This is a genomic window from Paracoccus kondratievae, assembly GCF_009301415.1.
Lineage (GTDB): Bacteria > Pseudomonadota > Alphaproteobacteria > Rhodobacterales > Rhodobacteraceae > Paracoccus > Paracoccus kondratievae.
The window spans coordinates 456,860-479,867 of the sequence record NZ_CP045073.1; the positions used below are offsets into that span (position 1 = coordinate 456,860).

The 23,008-nt window shown below is 61.1% G+C and carries 20 protein-coding genes; 11 read left to right on the forward strand and 9 right to left on the reverse strand.

Annotation, left to right across the window (positions count from 1 at the left end):
* Window positions 1-96: 96 nt before the first annotated feature.
* From F8A10_RS13570 to F8A10_RS13620, 11 genes are all read left to right on the forward strand, one after another.
* Window positions 97-537, forward strand: coding sequence for a disulfide bond formation protein B (locus F8A10_RS13570; protein WP_152367582.1), 441 nt, complete (start codon window positions 97-99; stop codon window positions 535-537).
* Entirely contained in the window at window positions 534-1,193 is a 660-nt protein-coding gene (locus tag F8A10_RS13575; protein WP_152367583.1) for a DsbA family protein, read from the forward strand. The genes F8A10_RS13570 and F8A10_RS13575 overlap by 4 nt, the downstream gene beginning before the upstream one ends.
* 65 nt (window positions 1,194-1,258) lie before the next feature.
* Window positions 1,259-1,663: a MerR family transcriptional regulator gene (locus F8A10_RS13580; protein WP_152367584.1), complete on the forward strand. Its 405-nt coding sequence runs from the start codon at window positions 1,259-1,261 to the stop codon at window positions 1,661-1,663.
* A 398-nt stretch (window positions 1,664-2,061) separates the two neighbouring features.
* On the forward strand, window positions 2,062-3,387 hold the full coding sequence (locus tag F8A10_RS13585; protein WP_152367585.1) for an aspartate aminotransferase family protein: 1,326 nt from the start codon (window positions 2,062-2,064) through the stop codon (window positions 3,385-3,387).
* 7 nt (window positions 3,388-3,394) lie between these two features.
* Window positions 3,395-4,894, forward strand: coding sequence for a M81 family metallopeptidase (locus F8A10_RS13590; RefSeq protein WP_152367586.1), 1,500 nt, complete (start codon window positions 3,395-3,397; stop codon window positions 4,892-4,894).
* Window positions 4,891-6,483 carry an ABC transporter substrate-binding protein gene (locus tag F8A10_RS13595; RefSeq protein ID WP_227493505.1) on the forward strand — a complete coding sequence of 531 codons (1,593 nt, stop codon included), beginning with the start codon at window positions 4,891-4,893 and terminating at the stop codon, window positions 6,481-6,483. The genes F8A10_RS13590 and F8A10_RS13595 overlap by 4 nt, the downstream gene beginning before the upstream one ends.
* A gap of 53 nt (window positions 6,484-6,536) precedes the next feature.
* Complete coding sequence (locus F8A10_RS13600; protein ID WP_010394385.1) at window positions 6,537-7,481, forward strand: ABC transporter permease; 945 nt, start codon at window positions 6,537-6,539, stop codon at window positions 7,479-7,481.
* Window positions 7,478-8,341, forward strand: a complete 864-nt coding sequence (locus F8A10_RS13605; RefSeq protein ID WP_010394384.1) for an ABC transporter permease — start codon at window positions 7,478-7,480, stop codon at window positions 8,339-8,341. Before F8A10_RS13600 ends, F8A10_RS13605 begins: the two co-directional genes overlap by 4 nt.
* A complete protein-coding gene (locus tag F8A10_RS13610; protein ID WP_152367588.1) occupies window positions 8,341-10,011 on the forward strand; it encodes an ABC transporter ATP-binding protein in 1,671 nt (556 codons plus the stop codon). The genes F8A10_RS13605 and F8A10_RS13610 overlap by 1 nt, the downstream gene beginning before the upstream one ends.
* Window positions 10,008-10,868 (forward strand): carbon-nitrogen hydrolase family protein, encoded by an 861-nt coding sequence (locus F8A10_RS13615; RefSeq protein WP_152367589.1) that lies wholly within the window; start codon window positions 10,008-10,010, stop codon window positions 10,866-10,868. Before F8A10_RS13610 ends, F8A10_RS13615 begins: the two co-directional genes overlap by 4 nt.
* Before the next feature lie 13 nt (window positions 10,869-10,881).
* Window positions 10,882-11,427 carry a carboxymuconolactone decarboxylase family protein gene (locus tag F8A10_RS13620; protein WP_010394381.1) on the forward strand — a complete coding sequence of 182 codons (546 nt, stop codon included), beginning with the start codon at window positions 10,882-10,884 and terminating at the stop codon, window positions 11,425-11,427.
* 66 nt (window positions 11,428-11,493) lie between these two features.
* Here F8A10_RS13620 and F8A10_RS13625 read toward each other — a convergent pair whose 3' ends face one another.
* The 9 genes from F8A10_RS13625 to F8A10_RS13665 form a co-directional block, all read right to left on the reverse strand.
* Window positions 11,494-12,048 carry a histidine phosphatase family protein gene (locus F8A10_RS13625; protein ID WP_152367590.1) on the reverse strand — a complete coding sequence of 185 codons (555 nt, stop codon included), beginning with the start codon at window positions 12,046-12,048 and terminating at the stop codon, window positions 11,494-11,496.
* 3 nt (window positions 12,049-12,051) lie between these two features.
* Window positions 12,052-13,095, reverse strand: a complete 1,044-nt coding sequence (locus tag F8A10_RS13630) for an ABC transporter ATP-binding protein (RefSeq protein ID WP_152367591.1) — start codon at window positions 13,093-13,095, stop codon at window positions 12,052-12,054.
* 16 nt (window positions 13,096-13,111) lie between these two features.
* On the reverse strand, window positions 13,112-14,842 hold the full coding sequence (locus F8A10_RS13635; RefSeq protein ID WP_010394373.1) for an ABC transporter permease: 1,731 nt from the start codon (window positions 14,840-14,842) through the stop codon (window positions 13,112-13,114).
* Between the two features lie 75 nt (window positions 14,843-14,917).
* Window positions 14,918-16,240, reverse strand: coding sequence for an ABC transporter substrate-binding protein (locus F8A10_RS13640; RefSeq protein WP_152367592.1), 1,323 nt, complete (start codon window positions 16,238-16,240; stop codon window positions 14,918-14,920).
* A 163-nt stretch (window positions 16,241-16,403) separates the two neighbouring features.
* Window positions 16,404-17,687, reverse strand: coding sequence for a sigma-54-dependent transcriptional regulator (locus tag F8A10_RS13645; RefSeq protein WP_152367593.1), 1,284 nt, complete (start codon window positions 17,685-17,687; stop codon window positions 16,404-16,406).
* Window positions 17,675-19,654, reverse strand: coding sequence for an ATP-binding protein (locus tag F8A10_RS13650; protein ID WP_152367594.1), 1,980 nt, complete (start codon window positions 19,652-19,654; stop codon window positions 17,675-17,677). Before F8A10_RS13650 ends, F8A10_RS13645 begins: the two co-directional genes overlap by 13 nt.
* Window positions 19,651-20,772, reverse strand: a complete 1,122-nt coding sequence (locus F8A10_RS13655; protein ID WP_227493506.1) for an ABC transporter substrate-binding protein — start codon at window positions 20,770-20,772, stop codon at window positions 19,651-19,653. Before F8A10_RS13655 ends, F8A10_RS13650 begins: the two co-directional genes overlap by 4 nt.
* Before the next feature lie 315 nt (window positions 20,773-21,087).
* Window positions 21,088-21,753 (reverse strand): acid phosphatase AphA, encoded by a 666-nt coding sequence (gene aphA / locus F8A10_RS13660; RefSeq protein ID WP_406611791.1) that lies wholly within the window; start codon window positions 21,751-21,753, stop codon window positions 21,088-21,090.
* A gap of 298 nt (window positions 21,754-22,051) precedes the next feature.
* Complete coding sequence (locus F8A10_RS13665) at window positions 22,052-22,987, reverse strand: BKACE family enzyme (protein WP_010394359.1); 936 nt, start codon at window positions 22,985-22,987, stop codon at window positions 22,052-22,054.
* Window positions 22,988-23,008: the final 21 nt, after the last annotated feature.

Below are 23,008 nucleotides of genomic sequence, written 5' to 3' on the forward strand. Positions count from 1 at the left end.
TGCAAGAGACTTGTCCCTGTAGTGGGTATAGGGTGCAGATATGCTCCATATGTAAGCTTGATTGGAGCGAAACAGAATGATGCGAAAGCGAGTGCTATGACCACCGGGGCGGGCACGACTGCCAATAGCTGGGCGTTCGTGTTTCTGGCATGGCTCATCGCGCTTGCCGCCTCGCTCGGCGCTTTGTTCATTGGCGAGATCATGGGGCAGACGCCGTGCAATCTGTGCTGGCATCAGCGCGCTTTCATGTTCCCGCTGGCGATCATCCTGGCCGTTGCTAGCTTTAGAGACGATGCCGGCGTTTCTTGGTACGGACTTCCATTGGCTGCCCTTGGCGCGGCGATCGCGGCATTCCACTCTCTGCTTTATGCGGGCATCATTCCCGCAGCCATCGAACCATGTGGACAAGACGGCCCATCCTGTTCGAGCGCGGATATGACAATCCTCGGCGTTTTGCCGCTCCCTTACCTATCGCTCGCCGCCTTCTTGAGCATCGCCCTTCTTCTCCTTCTCGCGCACCGGAAGCGTTCAACATGACCAGACGGTCCATCGTACTTCTCACTGGCCTTGTCGCACTGATTGTCTTTGCCGGCGGTGCCTTTATCTACGACCGCTACGGCGGCAACTCGGCACAGCCCGTTGCAGCAGCGCAAGGGAACGCGCTGGTCAGGGCGCATTCACCGATCATTGGCCCTGCGGATGCACCGGTGACGATCGTGGAATTCTTCGATCCGTCCTGTGAGGCTTGCCGAGCCTTCTATCCTGCCGTTAAGCAGATCATGGCGAATTTCCCTAGTGAGACGCGACTTGTTATCCGATACGCGCCCTTCCATGAGGGATCGGACGAAGCCGTCAGGATTGTGGAAACGGCCCGTCTTCAGGGCCGCTACGCACCCGTGCTGGAGGCCTTGCTGGCGCGACAGCCGGAATGGGCCGTGCATGACGCACCCGATCTCGAAAAAGCCTGGGAAATCGTAGCGGCGGCGGGGTTGGATGTTGAGCAGGCACGGCGTGAGATGTCCTCGGCCGAGATCGATGCCGTTCTTGAGCAGGACCTGGCGGACGTTCAGAGCAATAACGTCCGTCAGACACCAACCTTTTTCGTCAATGGCAGGCCGCTGGAATCCTTCGGCCCGCAGCAACTCTACGATTTGGTGCGTGAAGAGGTGGAGAGCGCCAGAGCGACGCAATAGCGTCAAGATCGACAAACATCGACATCGAACCTACAGTGACCCTGTATTTGCTACAGGGTCATGCAATGAACTCTTCCATTCTGACGATCGGTCATCTTGCAAAGCAAACCGGTACCAAGGTTGAGACGATCCGGTTCTACGAGAAGAACGGTCTACTGCCCGAGCCCTCACGTACCGAAGGTAACTATCGGGCCTATGAGCCGGATCATCTGAACCGGCTGAGTTTTATCCGTCGGGCACGTGACCTCGGCTTCTCACTCGACCAAATCAGAGCGCTTCTCGCCCTCTCCGACAATCGTGGACAATCCTGCGCAGCAGTTGATGCCATCGCTAGCGAACATCGTGCAGAGGTCGACAAGAAGATCACTGATCTGATGGCGCTCAAGGCCGAACTCGACCGAATGATCGACCAATGCGAGTGTGGCATCGTCGCCGATTGCCGGATCATTGAAACCCTGTCGCCAAAATGATCGGAGGCAAGGTCCTTCCGTGAGAACTGCTCTTGCGAACGAGAGCCGACTTCGCGCCAGCCAGCATCAGGACGAGGCTCAAAGGGCGGGCGCGTAGCGCTACCATAGCAGCTTTGCCGACGATCAATGTCTTGATCGACGGCATTTGGCAGGTCGTTCGACAACTTCCGCTTGGAAGAGTTGGCTGATGAAAGCGGCATTTCCGCTCCCACCCTTTCGCGCCATCTGACGATCCGCCAATTAGCGCGACCAAGAAGCCGCCAAATACTGCGCTCGTTTACAACAGACGTTTCTTCAACGAAGAAATAAAACATTTGTTGCCTGATACCATAAGTTTTGGCACAAACGAATCAGGGAGGAGGGGGAGAGCGATTCCCCTTCATCAGCAGGGCAAATAAATGACCAGAATACTCCACCGCTCGATTGCGGCGGCGCTGCCGCATGCCGTCTCTGGACAGGGCGTCTATATTCAGGATGCCGAAGGGCGTCGCTATATCGACGGCTCCGGGGGAGCAGCGGTAAGCAGTCTGGGCCATGGCAATCCCGAGGTGCTTGAGGCCATGCGGGTCCAGATGGACCACATCGCCTATGCCCATACCTCATTTTTCACCACCGACGTCGCCGAGCGGCTGGCCGAGCGGCTGGTGAGACTGGCTCCCGAGGGGCTGGATTATGTCTATCCCGTCTCGGGCGGTTCCGAGGCGGTCGAGGCAGCGTTAAAGATGGCGCGCCAGTATTTCGTCGAGATCGGCCAGCCGCAGCGGCGCCACATCATCGCCCGCCGCCAAAGCTATCACGGCAATACCATCGGGGCGCTCGCCGCTGGTGGCAATGCCTGGCGCCGTGCCCAATTCCAGCCCATCCTGCCCGAAACGCACCACGTTTCCCCCTGCTATGCCTATCGCGACCAGCGCCCGGACGAGACGACCGACGCCTATGCCCAGCGGTTGGCAGCGGAACTAGAGGCCAAGATCATCGAGCTGGGGGCCGATCAGGTCATCGCTTTCGTCGCCGAGCCCGTTGTCGGTGCGACCATGGGCGCGGTTCCGGCGGTCCCCGGCTATTTCCGCCTGATCCGCGAGGTCTGCGACCGGTATGGCGTCCTGCTGATCCTTGACGAGGTGATGTGCGGCATGGGGCGTACAGGCTCGCTTTTCGCTTGCACGGCCGAGGAAGTGCGCCCCGATCTTGTCACCATCGCCAAGGGGCTTGGGGGTGGTTACCAACCCATTGGCGCAGTCATGCTGTCCGAACAGATCTATCGCGCCTTTGCCGATGGCTCGGGGCTGTTTCAGCACGGCCATACCTATATCGGCCACCCGGTCGCGGCCGCCGCCGCCGATAAGGTCGTCGAGATCCTGTCACGCCCCGGAATGATGGAACATGTGCAGGCCATGGGCGAACGCCTGCAAGCGGGCCTGGACGCAACATTAGGTCAATCCCCCCATGTCGGCGATATCCGGGGGCGAGGCCTGTTTCGCGGAATCGAGCTTGTCGCGGACAAGGACGGCAAGGCGTCTTTCGATCCGACCCTTCGCATTCACGCCCGGGTCAAGAAAGAGGCGATGGCGCGAGGGCTGATGTGCTATCCGATGGGCGGCACCATCGACGGGGTGCATGGCGATCATGTGCTGCTGGCACCGCCCTATATCATTCAGCCCGAGGAAATCGACCAGATCATCGACCGTCTTGCCGGCGCCATCGCCGCCGCCACCGCGGGGTAGCGTTGTCATGCAAGCGCGCATCGCCTTTGCCGGTTTCAACCTTGAATCGGTCAGCAGCGTTCCGCAACAGGTCGAGCTGGCCGAGTTCCAGCGCGTCTGTACCCGCGGTGCCGAGATCCTGGTAAGGTTTCGCGGCACCAATACCGTTCCGGGCGGCTGCATCGGGGTCTGTGACGCCGAAAGCGCCGAGCTTGTGCCGCTGTTCCATACGCTTTTGGGCGCGCTGGGTCCGGCAAGCGACGAAGCTGTGGCGCATTATACCGATGAGTTGCTAGAAGGGGTCGCCAAGGCAGAACCGCTTGACGGGATCGTCCTGTTTCTCCACGGCGCTTGCTGGGCCAACAGCTATACAGATGTCGAACGTCATATCATCGACAGCCTGCGTGCCGCCCAGCCTGATCTGCCCGTTGCTGTCGCCCTGGACTATCACGGCAATATCGACGCGCGGATGCTGCAAGGCGCCGATATCGCCGTAGCTTACCGCCATTCCCCGCATATCGACATGGGCGAAACCGGCAAGCGCGCCACCCGCGCCCTGCTGCGCATGATCCGCACCGGACAAAGACCCGGGCTTGCGGTGGCGCGTCCGGGTATCGTCATCCCGTCGATCATGTCGGCCACCTCGCTGCAACCGCTTGCGACCGTCATGGCTGAGGCACGCGAAACTGAGGCCAGGCATGATTGCGACATCTCGGTCATGGCCGGGTTCTCTTACGCGGACGCCGCCAACACCGGCATGTCGGTCATCTGCCTTGACTGGCAGGGGCAAGCCTCGGCCGAGGCCCGGGCCCTGCATTTCGCCCGCCGCCTGCACGGGCTGCGGCGTGAATTGTCCGGGGCCGTCCCGGTGATCTCGGTCGATGAGGCCATGGCAGATCTTGCCGCGCATCCTGCAACAGGCAGACCGGTGGTGCTGCTGGAGCACGCAGACCGGATGAACGATTCCACGCATCTTTTGCGCGCCTTAATGAACCGGAATGTCGGCAAGGTCATGGTGCCGTTCCTGCTGGATCCACAGACGGCGGCACAGGCTCATGCAGCGGGCGCCGGCGCACGCATTCCGGTCAGTCTTGGCGGCAAAAGCGCGCCCGAGACCGGCGGACCGATCAATGCCGAAGCAGACGTGCTATGGTCCGGCCAGAAAAGCTTTACTGTGTCAGGCCGCTATCAGCAGGGCAGCTTCGTCGATCTGGGCCTGACCGCGCTGCTGCAGATCGGGCAGGTGCGGATTTCGGTCACATCGCATTTCGCCTTTGCCGTAGACGGAGATCCTTTCGCCATCTTTGGCGAGCAGCCACAGGATTACGATGTGATCCTGCTGCGTTCCAAGACGCATTTTCGCGACTTTTACGAACCTTTGGCCGAACGCATCCTGGTGGTCGACACCCCCGACCTTGGCCCTGCGGATGTGCGGCTGATCCCCTATCGCCGGCTGGACGTCACCCGGGCATGGCCGTGGTGCGAACTGCCGGAAATCACAAAAAAACCAGAAACAGGAGAGGTATGATGACGATTTCGGGACTTCGCGCCCTCGGCTGGGCCGCTATGGCGACAGGGTTTCTTCAGGCTGGTCCGGCTTTGGCCGAGACGGTCCTGAATGTGGTGATGCAGGCACCATTGCGCACGCTGGACCCGCATCTGAGTACGGCCCAGATCGTGCGCACGCACGGGTTCATGGTCTTTGACACGTTGCTGGGGATGGATGCGGATTACAAACCGCAGCCCCAGATGGCTGACTACCAGATATCAGAGGACGGGCTGACCTATACCTTTACCCTGCGCGACGGACTTAGCTGGCATGACGGCACCCCGGTCACGGCCGAGGATTGCGCAGCCTCGTTGAAACGCTGGGCGGCAAACGATCCGGCCGGACGCAAGATGATGGAATATGTCGCCTCGATAGAGGCGACTTCGGACAGGGTGCTGGTCCTGAAGCTGGACCGGCCCTTTGGGCATGTGCTGGACCTGCTGGCCAAACCCTCACCCGTGCCACCCTTTATGATGCCAAAACGTCTGGCCGAGACCCCGGCGGGCGAGCAAGTGGCCGAAATGATCGGTTCGGGCCCGTTCAAATTCGTCGCCGAAGAGTACCGGCCCGGCGATCAGGCCGTCTATGTCAGAAACGAGGACTATCAGCCGCGCTCTGAGCCGGCCAGCTGGACTGCCGGCGGCAAGGTCGTGAATATCGACAAGGTGGTGTGGAAGGCGATGCCCGACATGCAGACCTCGATCAACGCGCTGCAATCAGGCGATATCGACCTGATCGAGCAGGTGACCATTGATCTGCTGCCTTTGCTGCAGATGAATGACGAGGTGGCATACGGCGTCATCAACCCGCTGGGCAATCAGGTGACGGGCCGCTTCAACCACCGCCTGCCGCCCTTTGACAATGCCGAGGTCCGCCGCGCCGCCATGTATGCACTGGATCAGGAGCAGCTGATGCAGACCGCCATCGGCAATCCGGAATATTACACGCTTTGCGCCTCGGACTACGGGTGCGGGGTGCCTCTGGCCTCGGATGCCGGCTCGCAATACCTGACCGGCAGCCCAGAAGAGCGGATGGCCAAGGCACAAGAAATCCTCAAAAGCTCGGGCTATGACGGAACGCCGGTGCTGATGATGCAGCCGACGGACCTGACCATCCTGTCCACCCAGCCCATCGTCGCCGCCGAACGCCTGCGCGAGGCAGGTTTCACAGTCGAGATCGCCTCGATGGACTGGGCCACGCTGCAATCACGCAAGAACGGTTGGCAGCCCGCGGCCGAGGGCGGCTGGAACATGCTGTTTACCTATTGGGGCGTGACCGGGATCTGGAACCCTCTGGTGCATGCCATGCTGGACGGGTCGGGCAGCGACAACGCCTGGGCGGGCTGGCCGGTCAGCCCCGAAATCGAGACCCTGCGCGAACAGTATCTGGTCGCCACCGAACTGGATGAGCAAAAGCGCATCGCCTCGGAAATCCAGCAGATCGCCTATGATCAGGGCTTTTACTACAATGCCGGAGAGTTCCAGTCGGTCGCGGCATGGCGAAACAGCATCACCGAGCTGCAACCCGGGCCGATCACCCTCTTCTGGGGCGTGAAAAAGCCTGAATAAGCCAGTCCCCACGCGGGTCCATCCCGCGCGCCGACGCTTTACGAGAGGTCGTCATGCTCTATTATCTGCTGCGCCGCCTGCTGATGGCGGTGCCCGTCATGTTCCTGATCGCGCTGATCGTGTTTCTGTTGCTGCGGCTGACGCCGGGCGACCCGGCCCAGGCCATCGCTGGCGATCAGGCCAGCCCCGAACAGATAGCCGCTATCCGCGACAGCCTTGGCCTTGATGCACCGCTGACCACACAGTTCACGACCTGGATCGGCAATATGCTGCATGGCGACTTTGGCAATTCGCTGATTTCACAGCGTCCGGTGCTTGAAATGATCGGCCAGCGTATCGGCCCGACCCTGGCGCTTGCGACGGTGGCGATGATCCTGACCGTCATCATCTCGCTGCCTCTGGGCGTCGCCGCTGCGCGCCGCCATGGCGGGCTGGTGGACCGGCTGGTCATGTCCCTGTCAGTCCTTGGATTTTCAGTGCCGATCTTTGTCATCGGCTATGTGCTGATCGGGATTTTCGCAGTGCATCTGAAGTGGTTTCCGGTCCAGGGCTATAAGCCGCTTTCCGATGGGATCTGGCCCTTTCTGCACCGCATCTTTCTGCCCGGGCTGGCGCTGTCCTCGATCTATATCGCGCTTGTGTCACGCATGACCCGCGCGGCGATGCTTGAGGTTCTGCGCGAAGATTATATCCGCACCGCCCGCGCCAAGGGATTGTCCGAACGCGTGGTGCTGTTTCGCCACGCGCTGCGCAACGCGGCAATCCCCATCCTGACCGTGGTCGGAACCGGGTTTGCGATGATGATCTCGGGCGTGGTGGTGACCGAAACGGTATTCAACGTCCCCGGTCTTGGCCGGCTTGTGGTCGATGCTGTGCTGGCGCGGGACTATCCGCTGATTCAGGCAATCATTCTGCTGACCGCCGGAACCTATGTCGTCATCAACCTGCTGATCGACGTCTCATATGCGCTGACCGACCCAAGGATCCGCTACCAATGACGACGCCCGCCTACCCCGCTTTGCCGCGCCGCCGATTTGCCCGCAACCTGCCGCATTGGACCGTCATCCTGTCGCTGGTGGTCCTTGCCGCAGCACTTGCCATGGCGGTGCTTGCCCCACAGCTTGCCAATTTCGATCCGACACGGATCAATGCCGCCATGCGTCTGCAACCGGCGTCCGAAACCTACTGGCTGGGCACCGACAGCTTTGGCCGCGACCTTTATTCCCGGATCATATATGGCGCCCGCGTCTCGCTGGTGGTCGGTGCGGGCGTCGCGGCAGGTGCGATCCTGATCGGCCTGCCGCTGGGGCTGCTGGCCGGGTGGTTTCGCGGCATTGACGCGGTGCTGATGCGGCTGATGGACGGGATGATGGCCATTCCCGGTATCCTGCTGGCCATCGCCATTGTCGCGCTGACCAAGGCGGGGCTGGTTACAGTCATCATCGCCATCATGATCCCCGAAATCCCGCAGGTGGTGCGGCTGGTCCGCTCACGCGTGCTGGCCGCCCGTGCCGAACCTTATGTCGAGGCTGCCCAGCTGCTTGGCACACCCGCTCCGCGCCTGATCCTTCGCCACCTGTTGCCTGCGACCATTGCACCACTGATCGTGCAGGCAACCTATATCTACGCCTCGGCTATCCTGACCGAGGCAGCGCTGTCTTTTCTTGGCGTAGGTATTGGCACCGAAACCCCGACCTGGGGCAATATCATGGCCGAAGGGCGGCTTTACTTTGCCATGCGACCCTGGCTGGTATTCTGGCCAGCCATCGTGCTGTCGCTGTGCATCCTGTCGATCAATCTCTTGGGCGATGCATTGCGCGACCGCCTTGATCCAAAGATGAAAGGGAGGGCCGAGTGATGGCTGATCACACCACTGCTGCCCCGCCGGTCTTGTCGATCCGCGACCTGCGCGTATCGACCTGCGGTCGCGAGCCCGTCGAGATTCTCAAGGGCGTCGGCTTTGACATCGCACCGGGCGAGACGGTCTGCCTTGTGGGGGAATCCGGATCGGGCAAATCCGTGACCTCTCTGGTGACGATGGATCTGCTGCCACAGGGCGAGCTGTGCGCGACCTCAGGGTCGGTCAAACTGAACGGTGAAGAGATCCTGACCGCCACCCCCGCGCGAACCAAGACGTTGCGCGGATCGGATATGGCGATGATCTTTCAGGAACCGATGACGGCACTGAACCCGGTGCTGAAAATCGGTCTGCAAATGGACGAGGTGTATCGCGCGCACCGCCGCATGAGCCCGGCCGAACGCAGGCAAGCGGCGCTTGAGGTTTTTGCCTCGGTGCATCTGCCCGATCCCCCACGCATCTATGACAGCTATCCGCACCAGCTGTCGGGCGGTCAGCGCCAGCGGGTGATGATCGCCATGGCACTGGCTCTCAAACCCAGGCTGCTGATCGCGGATGAACCGACCACGGCGCTGGATGTAACGACCCAAAAGCAGATCCTGACGCTGATCCGCGAATTGCAGGAACAGCAGAATACTGCCGTTCTGTTCATCACCCATGACATGGGCGTAGTCGCCGATATTGCTGATCGCGTCTGCGTCATGCGTCATGGCGAAATGGTCGAATCCGGCACGGTCGAAGAGGTGCTAAGCCGCCCGACGCAGCTCTATACGCAGGCGCTTTTGCGGGCTGTGCCCTCTTTGACACCGCGCAAGCCGCGCCCCGAGGTAACCGGCACCCCAGCGATCGAGGTCAACGCGCTGGAAAAGGTGTTCCAGATAGGTTCGCTGGCCGGTCAACTTATGGGTCGCGCCCCGCATCGCGTCCATGCGGTAAACCGTGTCAGCTTTCGCCTGGCGCAGGGGCGAACACTGGGCATCGTCGGCGAAAGCGGTTCAGGCAAGTCCACCGTCGCGCGCTGCGTTCTGCGGCTAGAGGATCCCAGCGCCGGCGAAATCCGCATTGATGGTCAGGATATCGCCCGCCTGCGCGCGGGCAAAGCGTTGGCCTCGGCGCGGCGCCGGGTGCAGATGGTGTTCCAAGATCCCAACCGCTCTTTGAACCCGCGGCTGCGCATCGCCGAAAGCATGATCGAGGGGCCGCTGAACCTGGGCGAAAGCCGCGCCTCAGCTCTTGGCCGCGCGGGCGAGCTGATCGAGGTCGTAGGGTTGCCTCGTACCAGCCTGCAACGCTTTCCACATCAGTTTTCGGGCGGCCAGCGCCAGCGCATCGCCATTGCCCGGGCACTGATGATGGACCCCGAGGTTATCGTCGCTGACGAAGCGGTGTCCGCGCTGGATGTCTCGGTACAGGCGCAGGTGCTGGAGCTGCTTGCAGATTTGCAGGCCAAACGTAATCTTGCCATCCTGTTCATCACCCATGACCTGCGTGTCGCAGCACAGATCTGTGATGAGGTGATGGTAATGCGCCGCGGTGCGGTGGTGGAACATGGCCCCGCGGCCGAGGTGCTGGCCCATCCGCGCCATGATTACACCCGCAGCCTGATCGCGGCAGCGCCTGGCCGGGACTGGGATTTTGCCGCAGGACGCCGGCTGGAGGTGCTGACATGATCACCGCAAGTCTTGTCCAGATGGACGTGACAACACTGGACCCCACCCGGAACCTGCGCAAGGTCCACGACCATATCGCCGCCGAGGCGGGGCACGGCGCGCAACTGATCCTGTTCCCCGAACTTGTCAACACCGGCTATGTCGAGCCAATGGTGCCGGGCGGACCCATGACCATCCCGGCCGCAGATTATGCCGGCGCGCTTTATCACGCCTGCGCCGCACCCGATGGGCCCGAGATCGCAGCACTGGCCGAGGCAGCGCAGCAGCATGACACGCATATCGTTATAGGTATGGGGATGCGCGACCCTATACGCGCGGGCGTCATGCGCAATTGCTCGTTGCTGATCGGGCCTTCGGGTGTTCTGGGCTGCTATGCCAAGATCCACCAGTGGCAGAACGAAAAGCTGTATTTCACTGGCGGCGACCAGATCCATACCCACGCTTTTGGTGAAACCCGGCTTGGCATGCAGATCTGCTACGACATCCGCTTTCCTGAAATCACCCGCATCATGGCCATGCAGGGCGCGGGGATAGTCACCTCGGTCTGGGCCTCTTTTGGTGCCGAAGATACGCCAGTCGCGGATGAGGCGCTATTTCTGCACCGGGCCTATACCCGGGCAACCGAAAACGGCGTCTTTTTTCTAAGTTGCAACCGCTGTGGCAGCCATGGCGGACAGCGGTTTTTCGGCCGCTCCTGCGCACTCGCACCCGATGGTGCCGTGCTGGGCGCATTGGACCATGATGGCGAGGATGTGCTGAGGGTCGAAGTCGACCTTGCCCAAATCGCCCGCTATCGGGGCTTTACCGGCATATGGGCCGACCGTGCGCCCCATATCTATGCCAAATACTTTCCCTGACCCGGAGCTTTCCATGACTTCGCCCTGCCCTCCGCTGTCGGATGCCGACTGGCCCGCCGAAATCCTTGACCTGCGCGAAGGCTTTGCCGGAGCGTTGAACGTCTATCGCACCATGGCCCATCACCCCGCACTGTTGCGGGCCTGGGCACCGCTGCGCCAGCATATCGTCAAGGATACCGCTCTGGGGCCGATCCGCTCAGAGCTGGTGATCCTGCGGGCCGCGCATCGCATGGGATCGGATTATGAATGGGCTCATCACGTCAGCCGCGCCCGCGCACTTGGGATGCCGGATCAGCGCATTCTGGGCATGCGCGGCGAAAACGACAACAGACCCGATGGTGAGGATGGGCTGATCGCCGCAGCGGTAGATGCGCTGTTCGAACAGCGCCGCCTGCCAGCGCCGCTTGAGGCAGAGCTGGCCCAGACTCTGGGGCGCAAGGCGGTGATCGACCTGATCGCCACCGTCGGCTTTTATTCGGTTCTGGGTTATATTCTGATGACCTATGAAACCCCGGTCGATGCCGGGGTCGCACAGGAGATGCAGGATCACCCGCTGTAGGGCGCAGCGTCAAGGGCTTGGCCTGAGCCACTGGGCGCCTTTGCCTGGGCCAGGCCCATCAATCTGCTACCCCTCCTGAACCTGCCGCACGGCTGTCAGGTCCAGTCTGACCAGCTCTCCGTTGCCAAGCGCCTGACGGGGCATTCCCTTTCCGCCGTCAACGGCCAGCTGCAAACCACCGAGCCATGCGCCATGGCCAAAAGCCAGGACTGGCCCGGAGGCCGCCAACACCCGCTCGCGCACCCGCGTGATCCGGGCGATGAAATCGGAAAACGGCTCGCCCAGCGGCAAGGTGTGTGGCGCATTTTCCCAAGCACCCGGATGGGCGGCCTCCAGTTCGGCCCAGGTGCGCCCTTCCCACGCTCCAAATGCGATCTCGGCCAGGTCGGGGTCAGGCTCGGCGGCAAAGCCGTGCAGTTCGGCCGTGCGGCGCGCCCGCTCCAGCGGAGAGGTCAGGACCAAAGCGAAATCCCGTCCTGCCAAAGCCTGACGGTTTGCAGCCAGCACCGCCATACCCTGCAGGCTCAGCGGGTCCTCCAAGGCGATATCCCGTCGGCCTTGCAGACGGCCCTGAGCATTCCATGGCGTACGGAAATGGCGGATGAACCAAAGCTCGGCCATGGATCAGGCTACCAGCAAGGGCGCGTTCTGGCTGTCGATCGCCAGCGACACGGGCGCGCCCTCGTCATAAGGTGGCCGACCGGAAGAGTGCAGCGTATCGACGATAATCTTGCCGTCCGCCGTATCTACCAGATAGCGGATCTGGCTGCCCAGAAACTCGCGATGCGCGACCCTGCCCGCAATCGTGCCATCCGACATGCTGATGTGGATATTCTGGGGACGCAGGACGATGCAGTTCGCGCCCTTGACCATGGCTGCTACGGGCAGGTGCTGGCCACCCGCCGTCACGAATTCTGCCCCCTGCAGGGCGCCTTTCAGGATATTCGCGGTACCAAGGAACCCTGCAACAAAGGCATTGGCCGGCTGGTCATACAAATGTTGCGGAGTGCCGATCTGCTGGATCACCCCCTTATCAAGGACCGCCATCCGGTCAGAAGTGGTGTTCGCCTCTTCCTGATCGTGGGTGACGAAAATCGTCGTCAGGCCCAGTTTGCGCTGCAAGGCCAGCAACTCGCGCCGCATCTGAACCCGCAGCGCAGCGTCAAGGTTCGAGAGCGGTTCATCCAGCAGCAGAACCTGTGGTTCGATGGCGATGGTGCGTGCCAGTGCGACGCGCTGCTGCTGCCCGCCTGAAAGCTGGGCGGGCATCCGGTCAGCCAGATGCAAAAGGCCGACAATCTCAAGCGCGCGCTCAACCTTGGGGCCGATCTCGCGTGCAGGCAGGCGGCGTTCTTCCAGGCCAAAGGCTACGTTGCGGCGCACCGACATGTGGGGCCACAGCGCATAGGACTGAAACACCATGCCGACGTTACGCTTCCACGGTGGCAGGTTTGCGATATCACGATCACCGATCAGGATGCGTCCGCGTGGCGTGGGCCCAAAACCTGCAATCGCCCGTAAAAGAGTCGATTTCCCCGACCCCGAAGGGCCAAGAAAGGCAAAGAACTCACCCGGTTCGATGACCATGTCGATACCTTCCAGCACCTTGGTGTCACCGAAGGACAGGTGCAGATCCTCGATACGGATGCCAGCTTTGGTCTGTGTCATCTGTGCTTCTCCGAAACTAGTGCTGATCGCCAGTCATGGTCTGGCGCGCACGCTCGCGCTCAATGATGCGCTGCGAAAGGTAGGTGCCGACCGCCACGATCACGACGGCAAGGATACCAAGCGCGGCCCCCGGACCGCGTCCGGCGGGCGATTGCATGTAAAGATAGATGCCATAGGCCAGCGGCGCGTCCGAGGATCGTCCGACCAGCATGATCGTCGCCGAAAGCTCTACCGCGGCTGTGGCAAAACTGGTGACGAACCCGGCAAGGATGCCCCCGGTCATCAGCGGCACCACGATACGGCGGATAGTGCTTGAGCGTGAGGCGCCAAGGCTTTCGGCAGCCTCTTCAAGCGACAGCGCGACCTGCTGCAGTGCCGCCATACAGGCCCTCAACGCATAAGGCAGGCGCCGCACGGCCAGCGCCACAATGATGATCCCCCAGAAACTGGACATCTGGCCCAACCCGAAAGGCAGCTGGATGCCGTGGAACATGCGCAAATATCCGATCCCCAGCACCACCCCAGGCACGGCCAGCGCAGCGGTTGCCATGTAATCCAGCCATTTGCGTCCCGGCAGCCCGGTGCGGATCACGATATAGGCGATGGCAGTTCCCAGAACGACGTCGACCACGGCCGCCGATCCGGCATAGACAAGCGTGTTCCAGACATATTGTGATGACTGGGTAAAAATCGTGCCAAAATGCTGCACGGTGAACCCGTCTGGCAGCGGCGAGAATGACCAGATCGTCCCGAATGCCAGCAAAAGCAGCCCGATATGGGGCGACAGGACCATGGCCAGGATCAGCAGGATCACGCCCCATGCCAGCCATTTCTCGCGCGGTTTCAGATCCCTGCGGGACAGGCCACCACCACCCTTTTGCACGGTTGCATAGTCCTTGCCCCGCATGAACAGAAAGGACACCCAAAGCGAAAAGACCGAGAACGCCACCAGAATGAACGAGATCACATAGCCCATCGGATCATTGATGCCGACCCCGGTGATGCGCAGATAGGCCTGCGGAGCCAGCATGTTGTTCACGTTCAGCAGCAGTGGCGTGCCCAGATCGTCAAACACCTTGATAAAGACCAGCGCCGCCCCGGCCAGATAGCCAGGCATCGCCAGGGGAAAGACGATACGCCGGAACATCCGCATCCCATACGAGCCAAGGTTTTGCGCCGCCTCTTCCATTGAGCGGTCGATATTGCGCAGGCTTGCCGACAGGTTGATCAAGATGAACGGAAAGTAATGGATCGACTGGACCAGAATGACGCCGTTCAGCCCCTCCATGAACGGAATGCGAAAGCCCAAATACTGGTTCAGCAGCAAGTTGATCGAGCCGTTGCGCCCAAATAGCAGCGACATCGCCACCGCCCCGACAAAGGGAGGCATGATCAGCGGGATCACCCCCAGCGCCTGAATTACCGCCGCACCCCCAAAGTTGAAGCGTGTGGTGATATAGGCAAGAGGCAGCGCGATCACCGTCGCCACGACCACCGACATCAGCGAGACGTAAAACGAGTTAACAAAGCTTTCACGAAACAGCGTCGTGCTGAAAAAGTCCTGAAAGTTCTGCAGTGTAAAGCTACCGGTCCGCGCCTCCAGAAAGGCTACATAGATTACCTGCGCCACTGGCAGGATCAGAAACGCCATCAAAAAGATCGCGATCAAGATACCTGCGACCGCAGCTCCTGACAGGCGCGGAAACAAGGTGAACCCGCTTGAAGCGGTCTGGGAAGTGTTGGGCATGGTGTCCTCGGGGCGTCAAAAGGCGTCACGGATACCCGCGCCGCCACAGGCAACGCGGGATCGAACTTCCTGCCGTCACTTCATCGCTGTGGCCTGGTCAGCCAGTTCCTTGGCCTTGCGATAGTTCTCGACCGCAAAGCTGTCCCAGGCCTGCTCGATTTCAGCCTGACGGCCGACAACCTCAGTCCCGGGTTCAGCGCGCGAGATGGTAAAAACCTGGGTAAAGGCCGGGTCCTGCGCCTCGGCCTCGGTGATCGGCATGGCCTCGATCAGCGCACGGGCCTCGGCAATCAGCGCGGCGGCCTCCTTGTTGCCGGTGTCGGCATGGGCTGCCTCGGCCTTTTGCACGGCAGCAACGGCCCCGCGCAAATCGTCCAACCGATAGGTCACCAGCACGTCGAAAAGCGAGTTCACCAGATTGTAGCGGACCCCGGATTTATCCACATCAAACTCGATCGCACCCGGCGCAAACTCTTCGGAAAACGGGTTCGGAAAGCCATCGGGGGCGCTGGCATAGATCTTGGGATCGACCGGCAGACGCATGATCGCAGGGTCCAAAAGGACTTTTTGCCCGTCTGGCGACAGCAGGAACTCGACGAACTGTTTTGCACCCTCGGGGTTCGGCGCATTTGCAATGATGCCGATATTGGCTGGTACGATGGCGGTCACGCTGGGATAGACCAGTTCGACCGGAAAGCCCGATGCCTTGGACGCGAGTCCAAAAAAGTCGATGACGATGCCAAAGCCGGTCGCGCCCGAATTGACCGCATCCGGAACGCCAAAACTGCGTTCGGTAACGGTATTCATGTTGCCCGAGATCCACTTCCAGGTGGCCCAGCCCTGATCCCAGCCTTCGCCTTGCAGCACGGTCTCGACCGTCAGGTGGGTAGTGCCAGAACGCGAAGGCGAGGACATCGCAACATGGCCGTTATATTCAGCACGCTTCAGATCCTCCCATTCACGCGCGATGGGCAGGTCGTTCGCCTGAACGTAACGGGTGTTATACATGATCCCATAACCCGAGGCAGCGAAGCCGAAATAGGTGCCGTCGGGATCATGGACCGGATAGCCACCGATCACATCGGGAATGCCCTCGAACTTTACGTCCACCTTGGCGAGCAACTCTTCCTCTTTCAGTACCTCGAAGGCGTCGGGGGCAGACGCCCACATCAGGTCAATGGTATTCGCGCTGCGGGTCTCTTGCAGATGCGAGACGGCAGCGTTGGTGTTGCGGCTGACGACTTCAAGCGTCGTACCGGGATGCGCGGCCTCAAAGGCGGCCTTGAACGGGTCGGTCAGGTCACGCGGAAACGAGGTCACTACTGTCACCGTATCGGCAAAGGCGGCAGCCGAAGTCATCATCAGCGCAAAGGCGCTGAATGCAGATATCCTGTTCATGGTTCTCCTCCCACAGGCATCAGGCAGGCCGGACTGGGCGGTCCTGCAATGGCACACCAACTGTGCATTGCAGGAATTAACCTTGCAAGTATTTGTTTTTATTAATTATTTTGTGTCAGTTTTGACACGCCCCGTGGGTCAATTCTGACCCATTCCACAGGACTTACAGCATGTCATGGTGACGCAGCCGCAGATAAAGTCTTTTGCGCGGAATACCAAGCAGGGCCGCTGCCTCGGTCTTGCGCCCACCGGTCTGGATCAGGGCGAATCGCAACAAGCGGGCCTCGAACCCCTCCATGGCTGCGTCATAGCTCATTCCTGCCATCTGATCCGTGGCGCCGGGTGCCGATCCGGGCTGAGGAAAGCTGGTGTCCAGCCCGATCACCAGACGTTCGGCCAGGTTGCGGGCCTCCCGAACGTTACCGGGCCAATCGTGATAAGCGATGCGGCGGCGCAAACTGCTGTCGATATGAGGTTTAGGCAGATTGTGCCGGGCGGCCGCCTCGGCTGCAAAATGGGTAACCAGCATGGCCGCATCCTCTTCGCGTTCGCGCAAGGGAGGCAAAGGCAATGTTGCGTGGAAACGGTGAAACAGGTCCGCCCGCAACCGGGATTCAGCTGTCAGGCTCTCGGGCGGGCGCTTGACGCTGCCAAGGATGCGTATGTCAACCGGACGAGGTCCGGCGCCCAAGGGGGTGATCTCGCGTGCCTCAACGACCCGCAACAGTCGCACCTGCAGCCCGTCGGGCATGGATTCAAGCTCATCCAGATACAGCGTCCCACCCGCAGCCCGTGCGATCAGACCGGGCGAGTCACTGGTGCCAAAAAGCTCTCGGTCCACGTCGGTCTCAGCCAGCGCGCCGCAATTAACGGCGACAAAAGGTCCGTCGCGGCGCGGGGAAAGATCGTGCAGGACACGCGCGACAAGCTCTTTGCCGGTCCCGGTCTCGCCCGAGATCAGCAAATCAAGCTGTAGCCTCGCCAGCGCCCGCAGTTTGTCACGCAAATCGCGCATAGCGGCAGATCGTCCAATCAGCCGGTCCTCGATACGTATCTGGCGCAGGCGGGTATTTTCCAGATGCAGGTCGCGCATTGCCTGCGCCCGCTTTAACACATCCAGCATCAACTCGGGCGGGCAGGGTTTTTCCAGAAAGTCATGAGCGCCGCCACGCATGGCGCGGATGGCGGCCGGCACATCGCCATGGGCGGTGATCAGGATGAAAGGCACGTCAGGCGCGATTTCCCGCGCACGGTCCAGAAAATCCAGCCCCGAGAGTCCCGGCATCCGCAGATCAGAAAGGATCACACCGGGGAAATCTGCCACCAGCACATCCAGTGCTGGCGCTGCCGCATCAAAGGCATGCACACGGAAACCGGCCAGCTCCAGCGTTTCGGCAGCAGCCAGCCTCAGGTCGGCATCATCCTCGACCAGCATCACCTCGGGCACGCCATCCCCCCCTCACTCCAGCGGTTCAGGCGCAACCGGACCTCGGCTCCGCCTTCGGTATGCTGTTCGATTTCCAGATGCCCACCCATGTCCTGCATGACGTTGAACGCTATCGAAAGGCCAAGGCCCAGCCCCTTGCCCGGCTCTTTGGTGGTCACAAAGGGATCTGTCAGGGACTGACCACTCTGACCCCCAAGCCCGATGCCGTTGTCGCGCACAATCAGCCAGACTGGATCGTCGCCGTGCAATTCGATGCGGATCAGGCCCGGTTGTGCAGCGTCTTCGCGCGTATCAATCGCGTCCAGCGCATTGCCAAGGATGTTCAGCAAAACCTGCTCCAACAGGATTTCATCCCCAGCAACCGCAACCCCCTCCAGATCCAGGCAATCAACACGAACCCCCTCGGCCCGAAGGCGATGATCCAGCAGCTCAAGCGCGGCCCGCACCGGCTCGGCCAGCATCACCCGCATATTGCGATGGGCCGAGCGGCGGGCGATGCGACGCAGGTGGCCGATGGTTCGGGTGATCCGCTCCAGCAGCGCCTCGATCCGGGCAATCGCGGCATACGCCTCGGGGTAAGCGGCGCGCAGGTTGTGCAGACGATGTCCGACGGCTGCCAGCGGCTGGTTGATCTCATGACTGATCGCTGCAGACATTTGGCCAAGGGCGGCCATCTTACCCGCCTGCACCAGTTCGCGCTGCGTCATCTCAAGCCGTTCCAAAGCCCGCTGGCGAGCGTGGACCGAGGCGCGAAAGACCTCAACGGCGCGGGCCATCTCGGCAATCTCATCCTCTTGAGAGACGGCAGGGCGCAAAGGGTCGCCATCCTCGCCCCGCGCGATCCGGGTCAGATCGGCAGAAAGCGCCTCGATCCGCAAAAGAATGCGCTTGTGCACAAAGATCGCCAGAATGACCGCCGTCGCGACCGCGCCCAGCAATGTGACAAGCCCCAGTCCGACCGAACCGCGCAAGATGGCAGTCGCGGCAGCATCAGCACGGCGCTGTGCCCCAATCCGCTCGGTCCGGCCCAGATCGGTTAACGAGGCTTGCATCCGGGCCAGGGCCGCCTGCGCAGTTTGCAACTCAGAGACTGCGGCGTGATGCAGTTCCAACCTCTGCCGCTGCTGCATAAAGATGCTTTCAGCCCCCAAGGCGGACGCTTTCAACCGCTCCAGCGCCTCAAGCAGCAGCCTCACATCGACGCGTTCAGGCAAGTTCAGCTGGGCAAGCGCCAACCGGTCCAGCGTATCGCGGCCAAGGATGCCGACCTGTTCCAGCGCATCCAGGCTATCAGCAGAACGCGCCTGTAACAGCAGCGCCGTCAGCGTCGCAGCCTCAGAGCCGATCTGCTGCACCCGATCACGCAAAAGCCAGTCCCGGGACAGCGCCTGCTCGGCCCCCGCACGCGCGGCAAGGTCAGTGTCCGTCGTCAAGGCCGCCAGCTGCGTGTCCATATTAAAGGACAGATCGCTAAGTATCCCCTGCACCTGATCCTGCACATCGGCATGGATCCAACGCAGGTCGGCCCCGACCCGCGCGTCAAGCTGGGCCCGCCGGGTCAGATCTGTGCTGATCCTGCCAAAACTGATCAGGGAATGACGCAAGGTACGCTCGGCTCTTTCGATCTCTGCACGGGTCCCCGCACGTTCAGGCGCGGCCTGCCACAGCGGCGAGGAAAGAACGCCCTCGACCCCCTGCGAAGCGCCGTCGATAGCGCGCTTCATCCGTTCGGCAGGCATTGCCGGGTCCGCCACCAGTTGCATCGCCAGCGCCGCAAGCTCGCCCGTCGCCTCAGCCAGTTCACCCGCAAGCGCAACAGCGGGGATGCGATCCTGCGCCAACGCACGAAAATCCCGTTCGGCGCGCAGCATCACCACCATGCCGACCGCCAATACCCCAGCCGCGATCAGCACGACCAGCACCAGGGCCGCCATCAACCGCCCCCGGATCGAGCCCCGGCGGATCATGACCGCTCCAACGCGCGGATCAGTGCCTCGGCGTCGCGCAGGATCGTGTATGAGCGTTCGGACCACTCCAGCAGCGTTTCGCGATCAGTCGGGGCCGAACGCGCCTGATGTTCGGTCAGCGGCATCCATGTCAGCAGCCGGCGGATGCGTGCCTTTTCGGCCGCTGGCGCATGGTCGAGCGCACGCAAACGCCGCCACAGATCCCGGCGCAGCAACAGGTCCCGGGCAACGAAGGCCTCAAACAGCTGCTTGACTTGCCAGTAGCGCCCTGCGGCCAGCTCCGGGTCATAGCGGGACCAGCTGAAATTCAGGGCCGCCAGAACCTCAGGGTCAAGCATATCGGGTTGCTCGGCGCGGATCCGGGGATCGACCGGGATACGCCGGATATCGGGGCGCAACAGGATGCGCTGGCCCTCGGGTGACAGGATAAAATTCACGAACGCCCTGGCTGCCTCGGGCTGGACGCCCCCTTGTAATGCGGCAATCCGCGCCGGGATAAGGATAACCGGGCGGCCATAGCGAAAGTTCAGCCCCTCACGCGTCAAAGCCAGAAAGTCGATGGTCAGTCCGATCGAGTAATCGCCATCCTCAACCCCCTCAAGTACACCGAAACTGCGCGCCGAAATGGTGTTCAGCTGCCCTGCCAGCTCCAGGATCCAGGCCCAGCCCGCCTGCCATCCGCGATCTTGCAAAATCGTCTCTAAAAGAGAATGCATCGTGCCTGATCGCATAGGGTGCGACATGGCGATATCCTGGTTGAACCCAGGTTCAAGAAGGTCATTCCAATCCTGCGGCACAGGTCTGTCATCCGCATTGCGCCAGGTCCATCCGACAGCGGACCACGCAAAATCCGCATATGAACCGTCGCCCAGATCAGCCAGACGCCCGGCCTTGTCCAGCACGACAAAAGCTTCGGGGGCCGAAGCCCAGAACAGATCAAATCCCCGATCATTCCCGGCCAGAACCTCATCGACCGCGGCATGGGTATTCTTGTTCAGCACCCGGATGCGGATATCGGGATGTTCGCGACCAAACGCCTCGACCAACGGGTCAACCACATCCGCCTGATATGAGGTGATGATCCGCAGTTCATCCGCAAAAGCAGGAACGGTAAGCAAGATGACCGCCCATAACATGGCGGCCAGCCTGAATTTTGCGCTTTTGCGATGATCTGGCGCGTACATTTCCCCCTCTGCCGACGGATTGTTGCATTACCAGCCACAGCAAAGCAACCGACCCCGGGGCAAATGCACCCGGCTGCTACAAAACAGCCTATGCGCGGGTTCCTGCCCCTTTATCAGCAAGATCGTTGATCTGTTTTTCAGCTTTCTTAGACATTGCTGGGGATATCGCGGCCCGGATCCGCACCGACCGGCTTTGCTTTGACCAACTTACAGTTAGCCCGGCGGCGCGTGCGCGACCAAAGCCACGTGCTACTGGGTCGAGTTTATGATCACTTCTTCGCCGAAGTTTCCGTTGCGAGGCTCGGGCTTATAGCTGGAATTCTGGGCCCGCATCACACGAACTGGCCGAATCCCTGCCTCAAGCGCAGCGCGCATGTCGCTGTCAGCATCGCCATAGTATATTTTCAGCTCATGATCCTTTAGAAACTGGACCTTGTTTTCGGACGAAGCGGTGAAAACGACGTCATTCATTTTTCCAAGGCCAAAGGCGCTTTTCAAAGTGGCAGTCAAGGTTTCCCCACCGCTACCTTTCGTGCGTCCGGTGATAAAGTAAATCTCGTCACCGCGCGCTACATGCATATCCAACAGCTCTCGCGCAACTTCTTTCGGCATCGAATACCGGTCGCAATTGTTGGTGTGGATATCGGTCCAGAACTCATCCATCTTAAGGTAATCGTCAGAGCCGGGCGAATATTTGTTCTGACCATAATAAAAGCAGGGGCTGGAAAACAGCACCGTATCATCCACATCAAAGCCAACGGCCATGGGTGGTTGCCCTTCCAGACTGGCCACAATTTGCGGGACTGAAACCCAGCGCACCGGTGCGGTCGCCAGCAGCTCGGAAGTCGTGACGCCGGGATTAAGATTAGAGATATCATCTGCCAGAGCTGGCCAGGCTGCAAGCACCAACGCCATCGAGATCATTCGTTTCGACATATGCGATCTCTGTCCTTTTTTCTGTGAACGGTATTATGCCCATTCCGGTGGTGATATGAGCGGTATCCTGGCTCGGGCTGGGTCAGTTCACGATACCGAAGCTTGCCACCAAAGCAAACGCGCTGCCTATCGCCTAACCCGTCACCTTCACCAGACCGCAATCCACGCGACCGCGCAAGTTGCGAATTGACAGCTCCGCCCTGCCCGCCCAATACCGGCAGAAGGGATACAGGAGCGCGCGCAGCTGCCTGCACAACATCTGTTGTTCGCGATCAGTTCAGAAATTCACCCTATCGCCGCCTTTCAGGCCCAGGATTTCGCGCGCCTCCTCGGGGGTGGCGACCTCGCTGCCCAGATCCTCGATGATGCGGCGGATCTTGGCGACCTGCTGGGCATTGGATTCCGCCAGTTTCCCGCGCGAGATCAGCAGCGAATCCTCAAGCCCGACACGGACATTGCCGCCCATCTGGCTGGCCGTGGTTGCAAAGGGCATCTGCGCGCCGCCCGCGCCAAGAACCGACCAGCGGTAATCATCGCCGAACAGCCGGTCGGCGGTGCGCTTCATGAAGATCAGGTTGTCGATATCGGGGCCGATACCGCCCAGGATGCCGAAGATGAACTGGATGAAGACCGGCGCCTTGAACAGCCCGATATCCATGCAGAAGCGCAGGTTATAAAGATGGCCGACATCGTAGCATTCATGCTCGAACTTGATATCGTGGGGGGCAAGCTGGTTCGCAGCGTTCTCGATATCAGCGAAGGTGTTGCGGAAGATATTGCCGTCGGACTTGGCGACGTAGTCGCGCTCCCAGTCGAATTTCCAGCTGTCATAGCGCTTGGCCAGCGGGTGGAAGCTAAAGTTCATGCTGCCCATGTTCAGCGAACACATCTCGGGCGAGAAGCGCAGCGCGGGCCGGATCCGCTCGTCTACGGTGTTGGTCAGGCTGCCGCCGGTCGAGATGTTGATGACGGCATCGGTGGATTGCTTGATGCGCGGCAGGAAGGCGGCAAAGGCATCGGGGTCGATGGTGACGCCGCCGTCATGGGGACGGCGCGCATGCAAATGCAGGATCGCCGCCCCCGCCTCGGACGCCGCGATGGCCTGCGTGGCGATATCTTCGGGCGTATAAGGCAGCGCGTCAGACATTGTCGGCGTATGGATCGCACCAGTAATGGCGCAGGTGATCACAACCGGCTGTTTCTTGCGGGACATGAGGTTCTCCTTGACGGGGGC